Here is a 20,110-nt window from a genome sequence, read left to right on the forward strand (position 1 = left end):
ATGACAATAGGTGTATTAGGTTCAGGTATTATGGGGAATGGAATTGCTCAAGTTTTTGCTATGAGTGGGTACAACGTGACTATTGTTGACTTGAAGGAATCCGCACTAATTAATGCAAAGCAGGCAATCGAACATAGTGTAGTTAAAATGCTAGAAAAGAAAAATTATGAAGAAAGTGTTGAGTCAATTATTAACCGAATTTCCTTTACAACGAATCAAGAAGAGTTAAAGGATGCTGAGTTAGTTGTTGAAGCTATTGTAGAAAATATTGAGGCAAAAAAGAGTGTATTTAAGGAGTTAGAGGAAATTTGTGGCGATTCAACGATTTTGGCGACGAACACATCGAGTTTATCCGTGACAGAAATTGCTGCTGTTACAAATAGGCCAGAAAGAGTATGTGGCATGCACTTCTTTAATCCAGTACCGGTTATGAAATTGGTTGAAATAATTAGGGGGGAAGAAACATCTGAGGCCGTTATCAATCGAATAAAGTCTTTGACGGATGACATTAACAAAGACCACATTTTAGTATCAGATGCCCCTTTATTTGTCGTCAATAGAATTTTAGTGCCGATGATTTCCGAGGCCATATTCGTTTTGGATGAGGGGATTGCTTCTGCAGAAGATATAGATCAAGGAATGATGTTAGGTGCAAATCACCCGATTGGACCTTTAAAGTTAGCTGATTTAATTGGTTTAGATACGTTGCTGTATGTTCAACAATCTTTGCTAAATGAAACAGATGACCCTAAGTACCGTATACCAAGGTCGCTAAAACGTTTAGTAAGGGCCGGACATTATGGGCGTAAAACGGGTAAAGGGTTTTATAATTATAAGTAGGTTTAAATAGGGTTCAAAATCCCTTTTTCTATTTCGACCCCCGAAGTAATTTACAAACTGGTAGACTTACTATATTATGAATATTAAGCAAATAAACAAAATTGGGGGAAGAGAGAATGCTAGTTTTTAAGAATGCATCGGGATTTGACGGGTTAGGTAAGTACTTTGAAAATCAAGTAATTATCGTTGAGGATGGTCAAATCAAAGAATTAACTGATACATATGACATTCCGAGTGACGCTTTGGTCATTGATTTGGCTGGGAAAGTTGTGTCACCTGGTTTAATCGATGTCCATACACATTTAGGTGTGTTTGAAGAGGGGAAAGGACCTTCAGGGCATGATTTCAATGAAACAAGTGATGCAAATACGGCACAGGTTCGTGCGATTGATGGAGTAAATCCTTTTGATGAAGGGTTTGAGGATGCGCGTCAAGCAGGTGTGACAACGATTCAGACGTTACCGGGTAGTGCTAATGTGATCGGTGGCGAGATGGTCATTCTAAAGACGGTAGGAACCGTTGTGGATCAGATGGTGGTGCGAAATCCGTCTGGGTTAAAAGCAGCAACTGGTGAAAACCCTAAACGTGTCCACGGTGGGAAAGGAAAGCTTCCAACGACGCGAATGGGTGTGGCTTCGGTTTTAAGAGATAAGCTATATGAAGCGAAGACGTATATAGAGAAGCGAGAGAAAGGTGAAGCAGATTATAAACTTGAGCTTGAGCATATTGCAAAAGTGTTAAAAGGTGAAATGCCTTTACGTGTTCATGCGCATCGCGCCGAGGATATTGCAACCGTTTTACGGGTAAAGCGTGAGTTTGAGATTGATGTGACCGTTGAACATGGCACGGAGGGTCACTTAATTCCAGAGTTTATTGCCGAGCACAATGTAAGTGTCGCTGTTGGTCCGACACTAGGTTCACGTTCAAAGGTAGAATTAGAGAATAAAGGTTGGGGAACATTGGCTGTATATGCTAAACATGAGGTGCCGTTCACGATTACGACAGACCATCCAGTTGTACCTATTGATCACTTAATGACGAGTGCGATTATGGGTGTGAAAAACGGGTTATCGGAACAAGAGGCGATGAAGGCTCTAACTATTAATGGTGCAAAACATTTAGGGATTGAAGAACGTGTTGGATCAATTGAACCAGGTAAGGATGCTGACTTAGTCATCTGGAGTGGTGATCCGTTTGATTTAAGAAATAAAGTCGAAGCAACTTATATTAATGGTGAGAAGGTCAATTAATTATTAGTCATACCAGGAATCTTGCAGACTGTCTAAAACTAGTGGTTTTTAGACAGTCTTTTTACGTTAGGAGACCTTGTTTTCGAAAGTGAGGTAAATTAGAATAGTAGTTAGAATTTTCTAACATAAGGGGCATCAAAATACGTTTAAGGAGTGGGCTTTTTCATGAACATTGATGCAAATGTTGTGGAAGGACTTGGACAGACTTTAAGTCAAGTGAGGCGTCAAACGCTTGGAGACCTATTGTTAAGAACCAAAGAGCGTATGCCTGAAAAATTTGCCTTAGCATACGGTGAAAAGCGACTAAACTATGCAGAGTTAGATGATTTAGTGAACCAGACTGCACATGCATTTTTAGAAAATGGCATGAAAAAAGGTGACATGATTACGGTTATGTCGAAGAACAGTCTTGATTTTGTCGTGGTTATGTTTGCTTTAGCACGAATTGGGGCAGTGATGATTCCGATTAATTACATGTTAGGTGTTGAAGATGTTCGTTATATTTTGAAGCATGCTAGAGCTAACGGGTTAATTGCTTCTAAAGAATGTGCTCCTGTTCTTGACGAGTCTTCGGGTGAATTAGAAATCCTGCATCGATATTTAATGGATTATGATTCAAATGAAGATCTACCCGATCAGCTTTCTCATTGGTTTCCACTAGATGAAGCAAGAAAAGGAATGTCACAAGATTTAGTCAATGCTGATCTTGATGATGACGATCTGGTGCACGTGTTATACACGAGTGGGACGGAATCACGTCCTAAGGGGGTCATGCTAAGTCATAAAAGCATTATTAGTGAATATATGAGTTGTATCGTAGACGGAAAAATGGAAGAGAAAGATGTCTTAGTTCATGCATTACCTTTCTATCACAGTGCACAGTTACACGTCTTCTTAGGACCAAGCATATATCTAGGTTCAAGTGGAATTGTTTTACCAGGTGCAAGTCCTGACGTCATATTGGAGACGATTGAGAAAGAGGGTGCAACTCAGTTATTTTGCCCACCTACTGTTTGGATTGCTTTACTACGTCACCCTGATTTTGACCGGCGCGATTTATCTACGCTACAGAAGTGCTATTATGGTGCAGCAATTATGCCAAGGGAAATATTAAAAGAGTTATCTGAGCGATTACCCAATGCAGAGTTTTGGAATTTTTATGGTCAGACAGAAGTGGCTCCATTAGCGACAGCTCTTCAACCAGAAGATCAGCTTCGTAAGCTAGGATCTGCAGGAAAGCCGACGTTAAATATGCAAACGAAGTTAGTTGACGATGAAGGAAATGAAGTGCGCCGTGGTGAAGTTGGAGAGATTGTTCACCGGACTCCACATGCGATGAAAGGGTATTTACATGATCCAGAGAAAACTGCTGAAGTATTTAAGAATGGTTGGTTTCATAGTGGTGATTTAGGTGTGATGGATAACGAGGGTTATATTACAATTGTCGACCGTAAGAAGGACATGATCAACACAGGTGGTGTCAATGTATCCAGTCGAGAAATTGAGGAAACCATCTATCAAATGGAAGGTGTGTCTGAGGTCGCTGTAATTAGTATTCCAGACCGTTATTGGATCGAGGCAGTCACGGCAATCATCGTTCCCAAAGATGGTGTTTATATGACGAAAGAAGCCGTTAGTGAATTTTGTAAGCAACATTTATCAAAATTTAAAGTGCCAAAATATGTAGAGTTTACAGACTCCTTACCAAAAAATCCGAGTGGAAAAGTGCTGAAACGTTCGCTAAGAGATCAATATGAGGAGTTAGCTGAAGGATAAATGATATGAGCTGTTCCTAAAGCCTTTTGTATAGGCCTTGGGAGCAGCTTTTAAGGTGCGATGCAGGAATTTGTCTTTTAAGCGTGTGACTGGGGAATGAGAGTGCGCCTCTATTCCTGGAGCGCAGCCATAAAGTGTGTGACCGGTCAAAGAGAGCAGTCCTCAATTCCCGGAGCCCGGGCATAAAGTAAGTGACCGGTCAAAGAGAGCGGTCCTCTATTTCCAAATGCCAACACCTAATCACTCAACCGGGAGCATAGAACCAATTTCATAGTTATTCATACTCTGTTTGGTTTAATTTTGCATGAATTTCGGAACAAAACATCCATATTGTTAAAGTCTTGCATCAAATTCCCTTATATAAATTTTCACCCTATCATATCAAACGTTTGTAAAAACCTGTTGCTTTTGCCTCAAAACCACGTCTAATATAGAATCGGTGGGCCGTATGTCTTTCACGGCGGTTCCCACTATTAAGAACTAGTTTAGTCGCCTCATTTTGTTTAGCCCACTTTTCGGCTTCATCCATGAGTTGTTCACCAATCCCTTGGTTTCGATAATCGGAATCGACGACTAAAGCGACAATTCTGACGTAGTTGTCGTTGTTTTCGTAGTGATAGCCGAGGATCATACCAATCATGCCCACTAGTTTTCCGTCTTTTTCTTTAACTAATGTCTTGTATTCAGGGCTTGAATTAATTTTCTCCATTCGATGTTTCATTTCTTCCTCAGTTGTTGGGTAGCCTAGCTCACCTATTAAATAGGCTAGTTTGACCATATCGTCTGAAGTGGCTGGTCTAATCATAACAGACTCCTTTTCAAAAATTATTCTGTTTCAGTCGGGCGCTCAAGATGAATCGGTTGATCTAACGTTGAATAACTAGGTCCGGATAAACGTGCAAGTGGGTTTAAGGCTTGTGCGTCAATTTTATTTCCATCTTGATAAACAGTGTGATCAATATGATATTGGACAACCTTTCCGATTAGTAAATCGTTATGGTACTCACCATTTTCCCCAAGTGGTATATGATCAAAGAGCTCGCATTCAAGACGAATTTTGCATTCTTTAATACCAGGGACCGACACTTTGTCGCTTGGGATGGTTGTTAAATTGGCTTTGTCAATTTCGCTAATGTGCTCTTTGTAAGGGGCGGAGGTTTGGTTCATTTGCTCAATTAGATCAACGTCAACTATATGTACGACGAATTCCTTTTGGCTTAAGGCGTTTTTAGCCGTGTGTTTGACTATTTCTCCGTCAATTCTACCAACAGATATGGCAACTAATAGTGGCTCGGCGCTAATCATATTAAAAAAGCTGTATGGAGCCGCGTTGATGACGCCTTGCTCATTTTGAGATGTGACGAATGCGATTGGTCTTGGGATGATACTGCCACTTAATAGCTTATAATTTTCCTGTTTGTTCAGGGTTTTCGGGTCAATTGTTTTCATGAGTATCCTCCTTATATGGATTACTATATACGTTATTATATTATCAGAAAATAACAAAAGGTTAAAAAGTTATGGAAGAAATTATGCTATAATTGTTAGTAATATGAGTGAGGAGTGAGGGGATGTCATCGTTTTATGAACTGGAAAGGAAACGATTACTTGCGGAAAAGTCATGGTGGTTAGCCAAATTAGGAGAGTCTATTTACCATCAGTATCGGATGGGGAATTTATATAGTGAAGAGTTGAAGGAATTTGGAGAGAAGTTACAGACACTTGATGAAAGGTTGCATCAGGTGAGGGTTAATGAAGAGAGTATTAAGATTAACTATTGTGTATGTGGTCATGAGGTTGACACAGAAGACAAATATTGCGGTAAATGTGGAGTGGAATTAAGTCATTTACGGGCTAATCGAAAGGGAATCGCCTGTACTTATTGCCAGACAGAGTTAATGGCGCAGGCGAACTTTTGTCATGTTTGTGGCATGAGGCATGAGCAAGGTCAGGAGGATTTGGCGTGATTTATTGTACAACGTGTGGTACTGCCAACCCTAAAGAGGCTGTTTATTGCATGCACGACGGATTACCTTTACATAAAGATTTTGAGGTAGCTGAAGTTAAACATAATGACATGAAACCTTGTCTATATTGTGGGACAGAGTCGATTGAAGGTGCGAGTTATTGTTACGTTTGTGGTGAATCAATTAATGAGTTGACCCAAAAGCAGATTAAAGGTCACCCTCACACGGTAACATTTGAACGAATATCGAAAAATGACGTGGTCAAACAAGCGTTCATGGTCATTCCATTTGTCATGTTCTCACTGCTGTTAATAGTAATGGGCATTCAACTAACGACTGAAGAGGTTGATCGAAATCAAAATATCGCATCACTTCAATCTCCAAATATTTTTACGCAATATCACAATACTGTAAGACATTTGGATCGCTTAAAGTTTGAAACGACTAACGGTGGCGGGTACGAACGGGGGACAATTCCCACCGAAGCTGATGAGCCCCATTTTTCGATCAGTGAATATATGTTGTTAGCGAATGGAACATCAATTAAGTTTAGTGTAGAGGAAATGAACCACTATGATGAGGCTAATTCTAGCTATCATTCGTATCAGATGTACTTTTCGTTAGGGGTTGTCCATTATTTAGTTATTATTTTAATAGCCACCTTTATTAGCGCCTATCTTTACAGCATATGGCGCAAAGAGAATCATTTAACGAATCAAGTAGTTAGTTCGTTAATGTATGCTGGTTGGTATGCTTTATTTTTTGCTATTCTGACCTTATTTGTAAAAGATGAAACAGTTATTGAACATGACTATGCTGACCAGTCTTACCTGTTTAATTACCCTATGATTGACACCTTTTGGAAGAGTTTTTTGATTGCTAGTATCGTTTTTTTTGTGGGACAGTTAGTATGGGGTAAGCATAAATTACCTGTCGTTTTATCTGGTGTTAAAGTGGGGGCCATGTGGTTTTTAGTCATACTTACATTATTTTATTTAGGTAGTACTCTATTTTCTTTAGTGACGTTAACAGATAGCTCCTACTTTAATACAGTATCCAAATCTTCATCATTTATCAGTCTGTTCATTGTTATAGGCCAGATTGCTGTTTTGGCGTTGAACATGGGCTTATTAAATGTGTTGTATTTAAAAGGGAGTATCTTTTTTGAAGAAACCTTATATTACCATCTCCTCACACAAGAGCTTGGGTTTGAGGTTGAGCGAGTAGATCCGATGTTTGAAGCGTTTTTCGAGCCATTATATTCATCACATCTATGGTTTTGGGTGAGTATGGTTGTGGTATTCGGCCTCCTATTCTTTGCAGGACAACGAGTGGAGTTTAAAAATATTAAAAATCAAATATGGTTTATTTCCGGTTTTGCGTTGATATTTGCCGTTTTAAATTCCATACTCGCAAAAGGGACAACGACAAGCATGAAACAATTAGGTGATGAAGGAGAAAATTATACTCGACTAACAGGCTTCGAATTTATCACCACCTTTGGGATTACCTTGATCTTAGTTTGGTTAGTTGTGTTTATGGGAGTACTATTAAGAAGAATGATGACAAAAACATAAGGAGGAAACAACAATGAAAGCAATTATACATGAAAAAATAGCTGGCTTAGCTGGTTTAGATTTGAAAGAGGTAGACGAGCCTGAAGTGCGTGAGGGAATGGTGAAAGTCAAATTAAAAACTGCCGGGATGAATCGTCGAGATGTGGCTGTGACTAGTCGTCATAAAGTGGCAGACCCAGCACTGATTTTAGGTTCAGATGGTGCGGGTGTTATTGAAGAAGTTGGTGAGGGCGTGACAGATTGGCAGGTTGGTGATGAAGTCATGGTTAATCCAGGTTTAGGATGGGAGAAGAATAGTGATGCGCCCCCTGAAGGGTTTGAAATTGTTGGCTTACCTAATCACGGAACATTCGCGGAGTATTACGTCGTGGATGCTAAGCATGTTGAGAAGAAGCCAGAATTTTTAAGTTGGGAAGAAGCTGGTGTGTTAGGATTAGCTGGGTTGACGGCTTATCGCGCGTTGTTCACTCGTGGTCAAGTGAAAGCTGGCGATACGGTAATGCTTCCGGGAATTGGCAGTGGTGTGTTAACATTTGTTTTGAAGTTCGCCAAGGCTGTCGGCGCGCGTGTGATCGTGACTTCTCGTCATATGGAGAAGCTTGAAGCGGCGAAACAGTTAGGCGCTGATGTCGCCATTTCAACAGAGTCTAACTGGCAAGAAGAATTACAGGGGGAAACGGTTGATTTATTAATTGAAAGTGTCGGTCGTGCTACTTTTAATAAGTCTTTAGATATCATTCGACGTGGTGGGACAGTTGTGACATTTGGCGCGACGACTGAAGATTTAGTTGAGATTGATATACGTAAGTTTTTTTATGGTCAATATAATTTATTAGGTTCAACGATGGGTAGTGCTGAAGAACTTCGTGACATGCTAGCCTTTGTGGAAAAAGAGCAGATTAGACCAGAGATTGACCGGATGTTTAGAATTGAGGACTATCAAGAAGCATTTCAGTACTTACGAGATACGAAAAACTTTGGAAAAATTGGATTTACTATTAAGTAATGGGAGGACTGTCTTGCCAAGTCTGGTACGTAACTTGGTGGGACAGCTTTTTTTATTGGATATTCGTATCTAAATGTAAGCAAAATCCTCGTAACATTTGTCGACATCCTACGTCTAATTCAATAAAGGAGGCTTACCGGTGTTAAGAATAATAGGAGTATTTATGATATTAGTATTGGTCATAACAACTGCGTGTGGTACACAGTCATCTGGTGATGGTGGCAATAGTGAAGATTTTGATCAGCCACAACCTGATGAACACAGAACGTTTACTGGTTATATTGCTAAGCTTGAAGATGATCGCATGTTAGTGACTGAAAATAAAATTGAAGAAGAAGAGGCAAATCACGAGGACCTGGATGATTTCGGAGAGAAAGCAGGTTCTGCTGTTTATTTTAGTATGGATGAACTTGATGGAAGCTTAATTGAGACACTTTCTGTCGGTGATTTTATTGAAGTTGACCACGAAGCTATAGCTGAGTCTTATCCAGGACAAAGCTCTGCACTAGATGTCAGACATTTAGATGACGATTAGGCGGTGAAAAAATGAAAAGCATTCTTTCAATAGGGATGTTATTTATGTTATTGGTGTTATTTGGATGTGAAAAGAATAACTTAGAACTTGGTCAAGTCGTTACTAGTATAGAGGTGTACAAGTGGGATAACGAAGAGCTAGTAACGACGATTTCTGATGACGAGTTTATTGATGAGTTAATCCATAAGCTAAATCATGCCGATTCGATCACCACAGCTAATTTAGATTTTATGTTACCAGATTATGTTATTTATTTAAAACACGATGAGGAGACTTTATATGAGCTTGGGTACTACATGAGAACGTTAAAGCTTTCAGGGATAGATGGTAAGTATTTAGATTTTGAAGCGGATTTATTTTATGATGTTGATTTGGCTCTTCCAATTGAGTGATTACTAATCCTCACATTGATTTACTTTTATCACCTTGCCATTGAACCATACTACTCCCCTTTTCGTTCCTTATCAACCTCGTCTGCTATTCGTTTTTCGTCTTTTCTCTACTGTTTGTACTACCTTTTGTTAGAGGAGGTAAATTGACATGAATATTACCATTGCTCCAGATTCATTTAAAGGAAGTCTAACGGCTAATCAAGCAAGCGATCTTATGGAACAAGCTTGTTTAGAAGTAAACCCGTCAGCAATTATTCGTAAAATCCCTATGGCTGATGGTGGAGAAGGAACCATAGATAGCTTAATTTATTCGACCAATGGAAAGCGCAGCTATGTCCAAGTGTCTGGTCCTTTAGGTGACACGATTGAGGTGCCTTTAGGAGAAAGTGGTATCAAACCTGAAGCATATATTGAAGTAGCAAGTGTATGTGGTCTTGTCCAAGTTCCAAAAGAAAAGAGAGATCCATTAAAAACATCATCTTATGGATTAGGAGAGTTAATTAAAATTGCTTTAGACAAAGGATATCGGCGGTTGATGATTGGACTTGGAGGGAGCGCAACTAATGATGGTGGGTTAGGAATGCTCCAAGCATTGGGAGCTAAATTTATGAATCGTGATGGTACTGAAGTTGGGCGCTTTGGTGAAGATTTGTTCGAAGTCGCATCTATTGATTTTACAAACTTAGATAAGCGATTAAATGAGTGCGAAGTGGTTGCCGCAACTGATGTTAATAATCCTTTGTGTGGTGAAAATGGTGCGTCATTTGTGTTTGGTCCACAAAAAGGAGCAGGCCCTGAAGTAGTTAATAAACTAGATCATGCGCTAAACCATTACAGTGATTTAGTTGAGGATGAGTTAAATCAATCGTTTAAATGGGTTGAAGGTTCTGGAGCGGCCGGTGGTATAGGTTTTTCCTTACTTGTGGTAGGTGCGACGATTTCTTCTGGAGCTGAAATTATGGGAGATTTAGCAAAACTGGAACAATCGATAAAAACGAGTGATTTAGTCCTTACTGGTGAGGGGAAGAGCGATGTCCAAACCTTCTTTGGGAAAGTACCTGGTTTTACAGCGAAGTTGGCGAATAAATATGGAATTCCCTGTGTTTTAATTTCTGGTGCGATTGATGACCAAGAAAGAAAGTTACATCAATTATTCACAGGTGTTTTTTCGATCGTAAATGAGCCAATGTCATTTGAAGAATGTATGACCAAGGCAGACGAACTCCTTTATTTTCAAACGGTTAATGTCATTCATTTTTATCAAAACTTACTGGAGGAAAAAGAAAGCTGAGGGAATTAGATGGTTTTGTGAGGCGAAGCTGAATCATGAGATGGAGACACCATTTTTCAAATGCCCCCGTATAAACAAAAAAGTAATACCGTAACACTTTTCTGTGGATGATACGGTATTACTTTTTTTATTTTGGCTCTGTTAAATTTTAAAGTATTTGAAGTTTATTTTGTTAATGATGAATTTGTTCAAGAATGTCCAAAAAGTTATTCAACTCTTTAATAGAAAGTTCTGGATCTTCTTGGCCTGTTTTTTCAGAATACATTCCTTCTCTTACTTTTTCCAGCCTATTAAATACCTCCTCTAAAAACTCTTGATCACTAGTTGTTATTTCTTCTTTACTAGCTATTTCAAATATTCTAGGGGCAGTTTCTAACCTAATCTGTTCATTATATTTCAGTTCTTTATCTAAAAGTAATTCACCAATTGTTAGGGTGGTATCTATCTCTACTAAACTAGAGTGGAAGTTATATAATCTTTCAGGGCTAATATCAGATTTCTCGGTCAACGGGAACTTCATAGCTGAGTCAACCTGATAATATAGTCTGTTTAAAAATTGCTCATAAGCACGATCATTGTGTCTTTTTTCACTATAAAAAAGGATACTGGTTATAGCAAATAATATAATTAGCGCTATAAGAATCCACCTTTTTTTATCAAAAAATAATTTCATGATAACCCCTCCATAACTGATTATATTTATCTGTTTCACTCCACGAAGTTCCAAATAGTTCCAATAAAATAAATGTTAACATAAATGTTCAGTCAACTCCATTGCCAGTAGCGACAGCCACGCCATTAGAACGCTCCTGTATCGATTATTTCCCTCTAAAAATAGTTTCCTCTAAAGTTTGTGATTTCCTGTCAGAATTGCTTAATCCCCTCTAAAAAACTTCTTTCTATATTCATTTATTTCTTTTCAACTCATATTTATTAAAAAAACTATCATAAACATAAAAATAATAGTCGTGTCAGGCTAGGCGTTTACATATACATCTATTAATCTTAACTCGTATTTTTATGATGTCTAGTTACACACTTATTTTCTATCTGCTTCGATTGTTTAGATGAGGAAATCTTTGGCGTAAGCCGTTCAACAAAGAGAGCTTGAACATATTTTATGTTAGGGAAGGAGGTATTTTGATGAACAGGTGGATTCAAGATGCCGGGCATGGTGGGTCAGACAGTGGAGCTACTCATGAAGGCCTAAAGGAGAAAGAATGGACATTGGAGGCTGCTCTTTACGTCTTTGATCGTCTAAATGAGTTAGGTATTCAAACGGATATTACGCGTACTGAAGATATTACTCTTGATCGTCATAGTCGAACAGAAATGGTTCGCCAGTATGATCGAGCTATTTCCCACCATTTTAATGCAGGTGGGGGAGCAGGAGCTGAATTCATTCATAGTATATATGCGGAAGGGGAGTTCGAACAAAAGCTAGAAGAAGAGTTTGCTAAATCTGGTTATCCGATTAGACGAACGTTTACTCGAACTTACCCGGGAAATGATCAACAAGACTATTACTATATGAACCGTGAGACAGGAGATTGTCGTGTAACGATTGTCGAGTATGGTTTCTTAGATGGACCTCACTTAAACCAATTAAAAGATCGCAATTACCGAGTAGGGATGTATGAATGTGTTATTCGGGCTATTTGTCGTGAAGAAGGAATTGATTACCGTCAACCTGGTGATTCTGAAGTTTACTATCGAGTGGTAGCTGGATCATTTAAGGAATATAACAATGCAACCAAATATGTAGATACACTAAAGGATAAAGGTTTTGACGCTTTCGTTGCACGCCATGAGATTAGCTCTAGGGTCTATTATCGAGTCATAGTGGGCTCTTACAAAAAAAGAAAAAATGCAGAAAAACAAGTTGAGGTTTTAGATGAGGTGGGTGTCAGTAGTTTTATTGATGCTTATCAATCTTAGTTTCGAAAGGGGTGAGGATCATGGAGTTAATGAACTATATCATGGATGAAGCTTTAATTTTAGTTCCTGTCTTATTGATTTTAGGTAAGATTATAAAAGTTTCATCAATTATCCAGAATCGATTCATCCCATTTGTGCTACTAGCTATTAGTGTCGTATTTACCACTTTAATGATGGGTCTATCTGTGCAGACAATCATTCAAGCTATCCTCGTCACTGGTGCGGCCGTCTTTGGACATCAAATAACTAAACAATTAAGAGACGTCCAATAACACCTAGAATCCCGAACGGTTAGGAATCGTTCGGGATTTTTTAATAACTAGTTATTAAGATGCCGAATTTGGTTGAATGACCTCCGTTACTTGTTCAACTTTCCATTGGTCATTGACGTAAAGGCCAACAATTTTCATATCATAGCCCCATGAATTCGCAAGTTCTGTTGTTTCTTTAATTTGTTTGACTTGCTCTTCTCTTGGGACTGGATTTCCAGCACAATCATGATGTCCTGCAATCACTAAAACCTCGGATCGGTGACCATGGTGTGAGATCTCGACTCGCTTTTTAATAGATGCTAGTGTTTCTTCATTTCCTTCTAAAATAACTTTTGTTGGGCCAGCGTCGTTAATTTTGTCTACATACTGAACTTGAAATTGTTCCTTTACCCAGTTCATGACTGGCTCTTGTACTCGTCCGTCCATACAGTTAATGGCTGTTCCAAAAGTTCCATTTGTCATTGCTAATTCCTCCAAACTCCAATGTATATAGTTTGTAGTTGCAGTGGTTCTAATTCTATTATAGCAGACTGTTTATTTGTGTCATGAGATATCGTGTGAACATATTAGGAAAATGAAGGAGTCTTAAGGAAGGGTAGCGAATTAGTGTTTATAGATAAAATGTCGAATTTGATTAGGAATGTAAATAAAGAAGGTGAAAGTGTGAAGAAAGTTGTGTTTATTATTTTTTTGGTGCCATTATTTATTACTTTAGTAGGTTGTCAATTTATAGAGGAAAACCGGGCGAAGAATATAACTAAGGGTTATTATCAAGCATTAGTTAATAGCGATTATGAAGAGGCTTTTGATTATCTATATTTATATGATGTGGCTGAAGACCATTCGCCAACAGATGGTACGGTTTTAAGTGAATCTGTAGCTAAACAACATTATATGGACAAGGTGCATTATTTAGAGGAACAGGGTTATCAAGTTAAAGACTTTGAAATTGAAGATATCAGATATGAGGATGGACATACTTTTTTTCTTGAGCTCTCATTATTTGTCGAACATGGTGGAGAGACTTTCGAGTGGGCTGAGACAGTAGACATTTGGGATGGAGAAGTATGGGTGATTGAGAAGGACGATCCGTTTGCCATTTATCGGGATGGAAGGCTGAACATTGATTTTGATGAGTAAATATGAGCGTATCTATTAAACAGATACGCTTTTTTTAAATATTTTTATCAAGTTGCGACTTTTTTAATTAAACATACGTCTTAATATCGAGTATGGATTGGGAAGTGGGGGAGGACGTTGTCGAATCGAAAGAGAGAGGATATATCGGATTGGTACGACCTTTATAGTGATGCTATTCTTAAATTCATTCTATTGATGGTACGTGATTATCAATTAGCAGAAGATCTAACACACGATACGTTTATCAAAGCTTACAAACATTATGATTCATTTAAGGGTCAGTCAAAAGTTAAGACTTGGCTATTTAGTGTTGCTCACCATGTCACGATTGACCACCTTAGGAAGCGAAAACCACTTGCTTATTTAAAAGAGATACTCCCAACACCAGATCTGGAGTCTTTACCTGAAGAAGTGATCGAGCTAAAAGAGGATTCTAAAGAATTGTATGAGGCAATAGGTAAGCTTAAACCTTCTTATCGAAAGGTGATTATGTTAAGGAAAATCAAGGAATTTTCTATAAAAGATACGTGCGCCATATTAAATTGGTCCGAAAGTCGAGTGAAAACAACTCTCTATCGTGCATTACCAGCTTTGGAGAAACAACTGAAGAAGGGTGGATATTCATATGAAGAATCGGTATCAAAAGCCCAAAGAAGAATTTAATTTCAACAGTTTGAATGAAAATATGGTCTGGAATATGGAACGTCAACGCTCCCTCAAACAAAGGCTATTAAATAGTATGGATCAGTTAGAGAAGCCATCCCGTCGATTGCAATCATCTTCAAGGCTTGTTTTCCCTGCGACTGTGGTGGCGTTCATGTTCTTTATTGTGATCGGTTATATCATCTTGCCATTTGGTCATGATGGAGAAGTCCAAGCACCAATAGATGTAGAGGAAGAGGAAGATCAAGAGGATGATAACACTGATGATTATACAGATGATGAGTCTGAAGGTGTGGAGTTAGATACAGATCGAGATACTGAAAATCAACCAGTTCGCTATCACGGTCGGGATCGTAAACAGGATTCCTATCTAACGTTAGGCTTGGCGGATGAAATGGCTATGTATCTAATTGAGGCGAATGTTCCTGATCTGACGATTGAAGAGGCCGCAACTATTAATTTTTCGCCGGATGATAAAGTGAGAGAAATGCTTGAATCCGAGTATGGATTAATCACCGCACGTGGTGATATTCCGTTAGAACGTTATCAGGTAGTTGATGAACATCTACAGTTATATTTTAACGAAGAGGACTTAACTAATGTACGAGGATCGACGGGCGTTAGTATGGGATTGTTTAGTATTAGTGCCTTTGCTTCTAACTTTAAAGGTGAGGTTGATGCTTTTACTGGTTTTGGCGATGAACAGATATTCTATCATCACGGTGAGGAGTTTGACTTAGATGATCGAGACCTTGGTGGGAAGAGATACTACTTTCCTATCAAGACAGAGAAAGGAGTCTTCTTAGCAAGTAACTATTCCTATATTGAAGGAATCAATTCATTGTTCGATGACTTTTTTGGTGCCCCTGAACAATCTGACTTGATTGATCTTTCAATGTTATCAGTCGAAAGTCTCGAGGAGAATGGAAGTGAGTTGGATATTTCTATTGAAGGGGACTTGGAGAAGGCTGCTAAAGACAACTCAATGGAAGAAGAAAATATCAAAGAGTTAGTATCACATGGTCTTGGTCTAAATATTAAACACCATGAAGAGTTTTTTGAAAATCCTTTACAACAGATGAACATTCGCTTTAATGATGAGGATTATGACCAACTCACTCTTGATGACATCGTTCCGAATGTGATTGAAAAGGTGTGGGAGTAAAGATCCGTGCAAATTGGTGTGGGGGGGAAGCTGACTGTGGATGGAGTAATTTATTGATGGAAAAAGTGGAAAGCTTTGAATAATTTAGTACGATGATGACTATTTCATAATTGGCAATGGAAAATGCATGAATGAAAAATTAAGATTTTCCCTGTATGATAAGGAAGGAGCCTGGTATTGAACCAAGCTTCTTTTTTTGAATTGAGCTTATAATTAACAAAAAGTGTGATCTATATCACAAAAATATCACATTCTAGCCAAAAATCTCTCACGTTTAATAAGCTTCAGAGTTGTTATAATCGGGTAAAATATATGTTAGAAAGATTATTTTCCCTTTGAAGGAGGGGATGGTGATGATGATGTTATTTGAGGATCCGGTGTTTGGCAGTCGGATGTTGACGTTGTTGACATTGACGTTTCATGTGATTTTTGCCACTCTGGGTGTTGGTATTCCACTGATGATTATGATTGCTCAGTGGGTGGGAATTAAGAAAAATGATTTACATTATATAATGATGGCGCGTCGATGGGCGCGAGGATTTGTCGTGTTGGTAGCAGTTGGTGTTGTGACAGGTACAGCGATCGGACTACAGTTAGCGTTGTTGTGGCCTAATTTTATGGAGTTGGCCGGACATGTAATTGCTCTACCACTCTTTATGGAAGTGTTCGCGTTTTTCTTTGAGGCGATTTTCCTAGGGATTTATTTGTATACTTGGGATCGGTTTGAGAATCAAAGAAAACACCTTTTACTACTTGTTCCAGTTGCAGTCGGTGCAGCAATGTCGGCGTTTTTCATCACAACGGTGAATGGGTTTATGAATGCACCTGCTGGTTTTGACATTGTGAATGGTCAAATGACCGGTGTGAATCCGATTGAGGCGATGTTTAACGCAGCGACACCGACAAAGGTTAGTCACGTCGTTGCAACAGCATTTATGACTTCAGCGTTTGTGTTAGCGGCTGTTGCAGCTTATCGCTTAATTCGTGGTTCTGATCATGTCTATCATAAAAAGGCGCTTCATTTAACGATGAAGATTGGTTTAGTGTTTGCGGTTGCTATCGCTTTAATTGGTGACTTTGCAGGTAAATATTTAGCAGAGTACCAACCTGAAAAATTAGCAGCTGCTGAATGGCATTTTGAGACAGAACGAGAAGCACCACTTGTCTTGTATGGTTTGTTAGATGAGGAGCGAGACGTTCGTTATGGACTTGAAATTCCTTATGCTTTAAGTATTTTAGCACATAATCACCCAAGTGCTGAGGTGATTGGTTTAAATGAGTTTCCAGAAGATGAGCAACCACCGTTATTTATTCACTATTTCTTTGATGTAATGATTACCATTGGCATGTGGATGATCGGACTGTCACTCGTCTATTGGTTCGCGATTCGTCGTGGCTGGGCTTTTGCTCAGGCGAATTGGTTCAGGTGGCTGATCGTGTTAGGGGGTCCACTTTCCATGCTCGCGATTCAATCCGGCTGGTGGATGACTGAGTTCGGTCGTCAGCCGTGGATTATGCGTGGGGTGATGACTGTACAGGAAGCAGCCACACAAAGTGATTATGTCGGTTTAATGTTTGTCTTATTTGCTGGATTGTATTTTATCCTAGGTGTTGGGGTCGTTGTTGTGTTAACGAAAATGTTTAGAGGTAATCCGGTTGAAAAAGAGTTAGCTGAACAAGGTGGTGATCGTTCATGAGTTATGAAATTATCGGCATGGCTGTGTTGTGGACGTTCTTGTTCGGCTATGTCATTGTCGCATCTGTCGACTTCGGTGCTGGTTTTTTTAACGCTTATAGTTTGATGACGGGAAAGCAGCATATTTTAACTAGAGTGATCCAACGTTATTTATCACCGGTATGGGAAGTTACGAATGTGTTTTTAGTCTTTTTCTTTGTGGGCATTGTCGGATTCTTCCCATCAACGGCTTATTATTACGGTAGTATTTTGCTGATCCCGGTGAGTATTTCGATTATTCTCCTAGCGATTCGTGGTTCTTATTACGCCTTTGAAACTTATGGTGCCAGAGGACATAGAGGCTATGCGTTTATGTACGGGGCGACAGGTTTGATTTTACCGGCATCATTATCTGTTGTACTGACGATTTCTGAGGGTGGATTTGTTGAACTGACAGACAGTGGTCCCCATTTAGATTACTGGGCATTATTCACAAGTCCATTGACGTGGAGTATTGTCGTATTGAGTGTCGCAGCTGTCCTTTATATTTCAGCGGTCTTCCTTACTTGGTATGCAGACCGTGCAGGTGACGTTGAAGCGACAAAGGTGTTACGTCGTTATGCCTTGATTTGGGCATTGCCAACGATTGTTACTGCGGGTGGAATTGTTTATGAGCTTCGTTCCCATAATGTCGAGCACTTTGAATCACTTATGAACTTATGGTGGATGTTTGCGATTTCGTTTATATTTTTTGTGGCAAGTGTTTGGTTAATTTGGAACCGTAAAAAGTATGGCGTAGCGTTTGTGATGCTAATTGGTCAATTTGCCTTTGCGTTTTATGCTTACGGAATTTCCAAATACCCATACTTGTTGTATCCACATTTAACGGTGTTTGATGGCGTGACCAATGATTCGATGGCGATTGCCTTGATTATTGCATTTGTTGCTGGCTTGGCATTGCTGTTGCCGTCGTTGTATTTACTCATGCGCTTGTTCCTGTTTGATAAAAAATATGTATCTGGAAAATCTAAGTAGAGGTGAACGAAGTGAGTGATTTTCTAATTTCATACGCACCATTTATTGTGTTGGTGATCGCAATAGCAATTGCATTTTTTGTTGCGATTGAAGATATTTATAGAGATGAATAATCAAGGCTGACCACAAGCATTTCTTAAAATGAGAGTGCTTGTGGTTTTTTTATGATGTAATCGTTTCTTCCTCCTCAAAAAATCCATAAAGAAACATATTAAATCCAATGAAAAATAAAAGTGGAAAGATATTAAGCATCAGCCAAGAGGTGATTGCAGTGATGGGGTTTTCTACAATATTTCGCATTAGACCAGGAACCATTAAGATCACAAATATTAAAATCCATCCCGTACTGATTGAAAATAGGAATTTAAAGGTGCGTTTGATTTTTGGTGGATTTCTTAGAGGCATATTAACAAGGTCATAAATATAAAAACCACAACTAATAGCTGTGAAGAGAAAACCATACCCCCAAAAAATGAAGTGAAAACTGATAAAATCGGACCAAATCATTGTATCTCCTCCTATTATAGCTGTTTGCCATAATTATACAGTATTGTTTTTATGTTGTGTATGGATATTTCGTAATCTTGATGAGATCCCGATATAATTCCAAAGGTTATTTGCTGGTGTGGAAACTTTAAAGCGAAAGAAATAAAATAATCACGTAAATTCCATTGTTGAATTTACGTGATTATTTTTATGGTGAATGTTTCTCGTCTGGTAATGGTTCTGCAGGTGGTGGAGGTCCTTCTGGAACAGGCATAGGCTCCATGATTTGTTCTCCTTCAGGTAATGGTAATAATCCGTTATCGTATGATTGATTTTTATTTATATCTAAATTAATGTTTTGTTGGTATGTTGAATCGTGAGTGTCATCGTCTGATTCCGACGCAAGATGATTGACGGCTTGTACACCGAGTAAAGTGAGAGTTGAGATCACAATGACAAACAGGACCGAAAATATTTTAAGTCTTTTCAAGTCATCACACTCCTTATCATTATTCTATGTCTGGTGAGTGTGAAAAAAACCGGGAATCTGTACCAAATCAATGCCATTTTTATATGAGGGTTAGTTTTGGCGGAGTTCTAATTAACGGAATGAGTCGTGATCGAGGGGGAACCGTCAATTAGGGAGGTTCTAATTAACGGAATGAGTCCTGTCTAAGGGGGAACCGTCAATTAGGGAGGTTCTAATTAACGGAATGAGTCCTGTCTAAGGGGGAACCGTCAATTAGAGAGATTCTAATTAACGGAATGGGTCGTGGTCGAGGAGCAACCGTCAATTAGGGAGGTTCTAATTAACGGAATGAGTCCTGTCTAAGGGGAAAGCGTCAATTAGAGAGGCTCTAATTAACGGAATGAGTCGTGGTCGAGGGGAAAGCGTCAATTAGGAAGGCTCTAATTAACGGAATGAGTCGTGGTCGAGGGGAAAGCGTCAATTAGGAAGGCTCTTATTAACGAAATGAGTCCTGGTCAAGGAGAAAATGTCAATAAGGGAGGCACTCATTAACAAAATGAGCCCTCACCAAGCCGAAAACGTCAATAAGACAGCATCTAATTAACGAAATCACCACCCTGTGTAGTCAAAATG

General features: G+C 39.0%; 23 protein-coding genes. 17 read left to right on the forward strand and 6 right to left on the reverse strand.

What is annotated here, in order from left to right; translation table 11 throughout:
• The 3 genes from HWQ49_RS13015 to HWQ49_RS13025 all read left to right on the forward strand — a co-directional run bounded on the left by HWQ49_RS13015 (nucleotide 1) and on the right by HWQ49_RS13025 (nucleotide 3,866).
• The gene (locus HWQ49_RS13015) at nucleotides 1-840 is read left to right on the forward strand and encodes a 3-hydroxyacyl-CoA dehydrogenase family protein (protein WP_188208064.1); all 840 of its coding nucleotides are present in this window, start codon (nucleotides 1-3) and stop codon (nucleotides 838-840) included.
• A 116-nt stretch (nucleotides 841-956) separates the two neighbouring features.
• The gene (locus HWQ49_RS13020) at nucleotides 957-2,090 is read left to right on the forward strand and encodes an amidohydrolase (RefSeq protein ID WP_188208065.1); all 1,134 of its coding nucleotides are present in this window, start codon (nucleotides 957-959) and stop codon (nucleotides 2,088-2,090) included.
• A 165-nt stretch (nucleotides 2,091-2,255) separates the two neighbouring features.
• On the forward strand, nucleotides 2,256-3,866 hold the full coding sequence (locus HWQ49_RS13025; protein WP_188208066.1) for a fatty acyl-CoA synthetase: 1,611 nt from the start codon (nucleotides 2,256-2,258) through the stop codon (nucleotides 3,864-3,866).
• Between the two features lie 376 nt (nucleotides 3,867-4,242).
• Here the strand turns inward: HWQ49_RS13025 and HWQ49_RS13030 are convergent, their stop codons facing one another.
• The gene (locus HWQ49_RS13030; RefSeq protein WP_188208067.1) at nucleotides 4,243-4,671 is read right to left on the reverse strand and encodes a GNAT family N-acetyltransferase; all 429 of its coding nucleotides are present in this window, start codon (nucleotides 4,669-4,671) and stop codon (nucleotides 4,243-4,245) included.
• Between the two features lie 20 nt (nucleotides 4,672-4,691).
• The gene (locus HWQ49_RS13035; RefSeq protein WP_188208068.1) at nucleotides 4,692-5,315 is read right to left on the reverse strand and encodes a flavin reductase family protein; all 624 of its coding nucleotides are present in this window, start codon (nucleotides 5,313-5,315) and stop codon (nucleotides 4,692-4,694) included.
• 122 nt (nucleotides 5,316-5,437) lie between these two features.
• Between HWQ49_RS13035 and HWQ49_RS13040 the strand changes: the two genes are divergently transcribed.
• From HWQ49_RS13040 to HWQ49_RS13065, 6 genes are all read left to right on the forward strand, one after another.
• On the forward strand, nucleotides 5,438-5,833 hold the full coding sequence (locus HWQ49_RS13040; RefSeq protein ID WP_188208069.1) for a zinc ribbon domain-containing protein: 396 nt from the start codon (nucleotides 5,438-5,440) through the stop codon (nucleotides 5,831-5,833).
• Nucleotides 5,830-7,410 carry a zinc ribbon domain-containing protein gene (locus tag HWQ49_RS13045; protein ID WP_188208070.1) on the forward strand — a complete coding sequence of 527 codons (1,581 nt, stop codon included), beginning with the start codon at nucleotides 5,830-5,832 and terminating at the stop codon, nucleotides 7,408-7,410. Before HWQ49_RS13040 ends, HWQ49_RS13045 begins: the two co-directional genes overlap by 4 nt.
• Nucleotides 7,411-7,423: 13 nt before the next feature.
• Nucleotides 7,424-8,416 carry a zinc-binding dehydrogenase gene (locus HWQ49_RS13050; RefSeq protein ID WP_188208071.1) on the forward strand — a complete coding sequence of 331 codons (993 nt, stop codon included), beginning with the start codon at nucleotides 7,424-7,426 and terminating at the stop codon, nucleotides 8,414-8,416.
• A gap of 139 nt (nucleotides 8,417-8,555) precedes the next feature.
• A complete protein-coding gene (locus HWQ49_RS13055) occupies nucleotides 8,556-8,951 on the forward strand; it encodes a DUF3221 domain-containing protein (protein WP_188208072.1) in 396 nt (131 codons plus the stop codon).
• An 11-nt stretch (nucleotides 8,952-8,962) separates the two neighbouring features.
• On the forward strand, nucleotides 8,963-9,343 hold the full coding sequence (locus HWQ49_RS13060) for a hypothetical protein (protein WP_188208073.1): 381 nt from the start codon (nucleotides 8,963-8,965) through the stop codon (nucleotides 9,341-9,343).
• Nucleotides 9,344-9,491: 148 nt separating this feature from the next.
• Nucleotides 9,492-10,634 (forward strand): glycerate kinase, encoded by a 1,143-nt coding sequence (locus HWQ49_RS13065; RefSeq protein WP_188208074.1) that lies wholly within the window; start codon nucleotides 9,492-9,494, stop codon nucleotides 10,632-10,634.
• A gap of 172 nt (nucleotides 10,635-10,806) precedes the next feature.
• On the opposite strand, the gene HWQ49_RS13070 is transcribed toward HWQ49_RS13065, so the two are convergent.
• Complete coding sequence (locus HWQ49_RS13070; protein ID WP_188208075.1) at nucleotides 10,807-11,307, reverse strand: hypothetical protein; 501 nt, start codon at nucleotides 11,305-11,307, stop codon at nucleotides 10,807-10,809.
• A 470-nt stretch (nucleotides 11,308-11,777) separates the two neighbouring features.
• Between HWQ49_RS13070 and HWQ49_RS13075 the strand changes: the two genes are divergently transcribed.
• Nucleotides 11,778-12,572 carry an N-acetylmuramoyl-L-alanine amidase gene (locus HWQ49_RS13075; protein WP_188208076.1) on the forward strand — a complete coding sequence of 265 codons (795 nt, stop codon included), beginning with the start codon at nucleotides 11,778-11,780 and terminating at the stop codon, nucleotides 12,570-12,572.
• A 20-nt stretch (nucleotides 12,573-12,592) separates the two neighbouring features.
• On the forward strand, nucleotides 12,593-12,844 hold the full coding sequence (locus HWQ49_RS13080; RefSeq protein WP_188208077.1) for a phage holin family protein: 252 nt from the start codon (nucleotides 12,593-12,595) through the stop codon (nucleotides 12,842-12,844).
• A 54-nt stretch (nucleotides 12,845-12,898) separates the two neighbouring features.
• Here the strand turns inward: HWQ49_RS13080 and HWQ49_RS13085 are convergent, their stop codons facing one another.
• Nucleotides 12,899-13,306 (reverse strand): carbonic anhydrase, encoded by a 408-nt coding sequence (locus HWQ49_RS13085; RefSeq protein WP_188208078.1) that lies wholly within the window; start codon nucleotides 13,304-13,306, stop codon nucleotides 12,899-12,901.
• Between the two features lie 201 nt (nucleotides 13,307-13,507).
• On the opposite strand from HWQ49_RS13085, the gene HWQ49_RS13090 reads away from it, so the two are divergent.
• The 6 genes from HWQ49_RS13090 to cydS all read left to right on the forward strand — a co-directional run bounded on the left by HWQ49_RS13090 (nucleotide 13,508) and on the right by cydS (nucleotide 18,635).
• Nucleotides 13,508-13,984, forward strand: a complete 477-nt coding sequence (locus tag HWQ49_RS13090; protein ID WP_188208079.1) for a hypothetical protein — start codon at nucleotides 13,508-13,510, stop codon at nucleotides 13,982-13,984.
• 117 nt (nucleotides 13,985-14,101) lie between these two features.
• Nucleotides 14,102-14,647, forward strand: coding sequence for an RNA polymerase sigma factor (locus HWQ49_RS13095; protein WP_188208080.1), 546 nt, complete (start codon nucleotides 14,102-14,104; stop codon nucleotides 14,645-14,647).
• Nucleotides 14,610-15,812: a hypothetical protein gene (locus HWQ49_RS13100; protein WP_188208081.1), complete on the forward strand. Its 1,203-nt coding sequence runs from the start codon at nucleotides 14,610-14,612 to the stop codon at nucleotides 15,810-15,812. The genes HWQ49_RS13095 and HWQ49_RS13100 overlap by 38 nt, the downstream gene beginning before the upstream one ends.
• Nucleotides 15,813-16,171: 359 nt before the next feature.
• On the forward strand, nucleotides 16,172-17,509 hold the full coding sequence (locus HWQ49_RS13105; RefSeq protein ID WP_188208131.1) for a cytochrome ubiquinol oxidase subunit I: 1,338 nt from the start codon (nucleotides 16,172-16,174) through the stop codon (nucleotides 17,507-17,509).
• Nucleotides 17,506-18,522 (forward strand): cytochrome d ubiquinol oxidase subunit II, encoded by a 1,017-nt coding sequence (locus HWQ49_RS13110; protein ID WP_188208082.1) that lies wholly within the window; start codon nucleotides 17,506-17,508, stop codon nucleotides 18,520-18,522. The genes HWQ49_RS13105 and HWQ49_RS13110 overlap by 4 nt, the downstream gene beginning before the upstream one ends.
• An 11-nt stretch (nucleotides 18,523-18,533) precedes the next feature.
• Entirely contained in the window at nucleotides 18,534-18,635 is a 102-nt protein-coding gene (gene cydS / locus HWQ49_RS14910; RefSeq protein ID WP_394810782.1) for a cytochrome bd oxidase small subunit CydS, read from the forward strand.
• 49 nt (nucleotides 18,636-18,684) lie between these two features.
• Here the strand turns inward: cydS and HWQ49_RS13115 are convergent, their stop codons facing one another.
• Nucleotides 18,685-19,029, reverse strand: coding sequence for a hypothetical protein (locus tag HWQ49_RS13115; protein ID WP_188208083.1), 345 nt, complete (start codon nucleotides 19,027-19,029; stop codon nucleotides 18,685-18,687).
• A gap of 187 nt (nucleotides 19,030-19,216) precedes the next feature.
• A complete protein-coding gene (locus HWQ49_RS13120) occupies nucleotides 19,217-19,498 on the reverse strand; it encodes a hypothetical protein (protein ID WP_188208084.1) in 282 nt (93 codons plus the stop codon).
• Nucleotides 19,499-20,110 lie beyond the last annotated feature (612 nt).

The organism is Alkalibacillus aidingensis (genome assembly GCF_014595945.1).
GTDB classification, from domain to species: Bacteria; Bacillota; Bacilli; order Bacillales; family Alkalibacillaceae; genus Alkalibacillus; species Alkalibacillus aidingensis.

Excerpts from the sequence above, each read along its gene's own strand:
- HWQ49_RS13015 (WP_188208064.1), top strand. The coding sequence starts at position 1 with ATGACAATAGGTGTATTAGGTTCAGGTATTATGGGGAATGGAATTGCT.
- HWQ49_RS13020 (WP_188208065.1), top strand. The coding sequence starts at position 957 with ATGCTAGTTTTTAAGAATGCATCGGGATTTGACGGGTTAGGTAAGTAC.
- HWQ49_RS13025 (WP_188208066.1), top strand. The coding sequence starts at position 2,256 with ATGAACATTGATGCAAATGTTGTGGAAGGACTTGGACAGACTTTAAGT.
- HWQ49_RS13030 (WP_188208067.1), bottom strand. The coding sequence starts at position 4,671 with ATGATTAGACCAGCCACTTCAGACGATATGGTCAAACTAGCCTATTTA.
- HWQ49_RS13035 (WP_188208068.1), bottom strand. The coding sequence starts at position 5,315 with ATGAAAACAATTGACCCGAAAACCCTGAACAAACAGGAAAATTATAAG.
- HWQ49_RS13040 (WP_188208069.1), top strand. The coding sequence starts at position 5,438 with ATGTCATCGTTTTATGAACTGGAAAGGAAACGATTACTTGCGGAAAAG.
- HWQ49_RS13050 (WP_188208071.1), top strand. The coding sequence starts at position 7,424 with ATGAAAGCAATTATACATGAAAAAATAGCTGGCTTAGCTGGTTTAGAT.
- HWQ49_RS13060 (WP_188208073.1), top strand. The coding sequence starts at position 8,963 with ATGAAAAGCATTCTTTCAATAGGGATGTTATTTATGTTATTGGTGTTA.
- HWQ49_RS13065 (WP_188208074.1), top strand. The coding sequence starts at position 9,492 with ATGAATATTACCATTGCTCCAGATTCATTTAAAGGAAGTCTAACGGCT.
- HWQ49_RS13070 (WP_188208075.1), bottom strand. The coding sequence starts at position 11,307 with ATGAAATTATTTTTTGATAAAAAAAGGTGGATTCTTATAGCGCTAATT.
- HWQ49_RS13075 (WP_188208076.1), top strand. The coding sequence starts at position 11,778 with ATGAACAGGTGGATTCAAGATGCCGGGCATGGTGGGTCAGACAGTGGA.
- HWQ49_RS13080 (WP_188208077.1), top strand. The coding sequence starts at position 12,593 with ATGGAGTTAATGAACTATATCATGGATGAAGCTTTAATTTTAGTTCCT.
- HWQ49_RS13085 (WP_188208078.1), bottom strand. The coding sequence starts at position 13,306 with ATGACAAATGGAACTTTTGGAACAGCCATTAACTGTATGGACGGACGA.
- HWQ49_RS13100 (WP_188208081.1), top strand. The coding sequence starts at position 14,610 with ATGAAGAATCGGTATCAAAAGCCCAAAGAAGAATTTAATTTCAACAGT.
- HWQ49_RS13105 (WP_188208131.1), top strand. The coding sequence starts at position 16,172 with ATGTTATTTGAGGATCCGGTGTTTGGCAGTCGGATGTTGACGTTGTTG.
- HWQ49_RS13110 (WP_188208082.1), top strand. The coding sequence starts at position 17,506 with ATGAGTTATGAAATTATCGGCATGGCTGTGTTGTGGACGTTCTTGTTC.
- HWQ49_RS13115 (WP_188208083.1), bottom strand. The coding sequence starts at position 19,029 with ATGATTTGGTCCGATTTTATCAGTTTTCACTTCATTTTTTGGGGGTAT.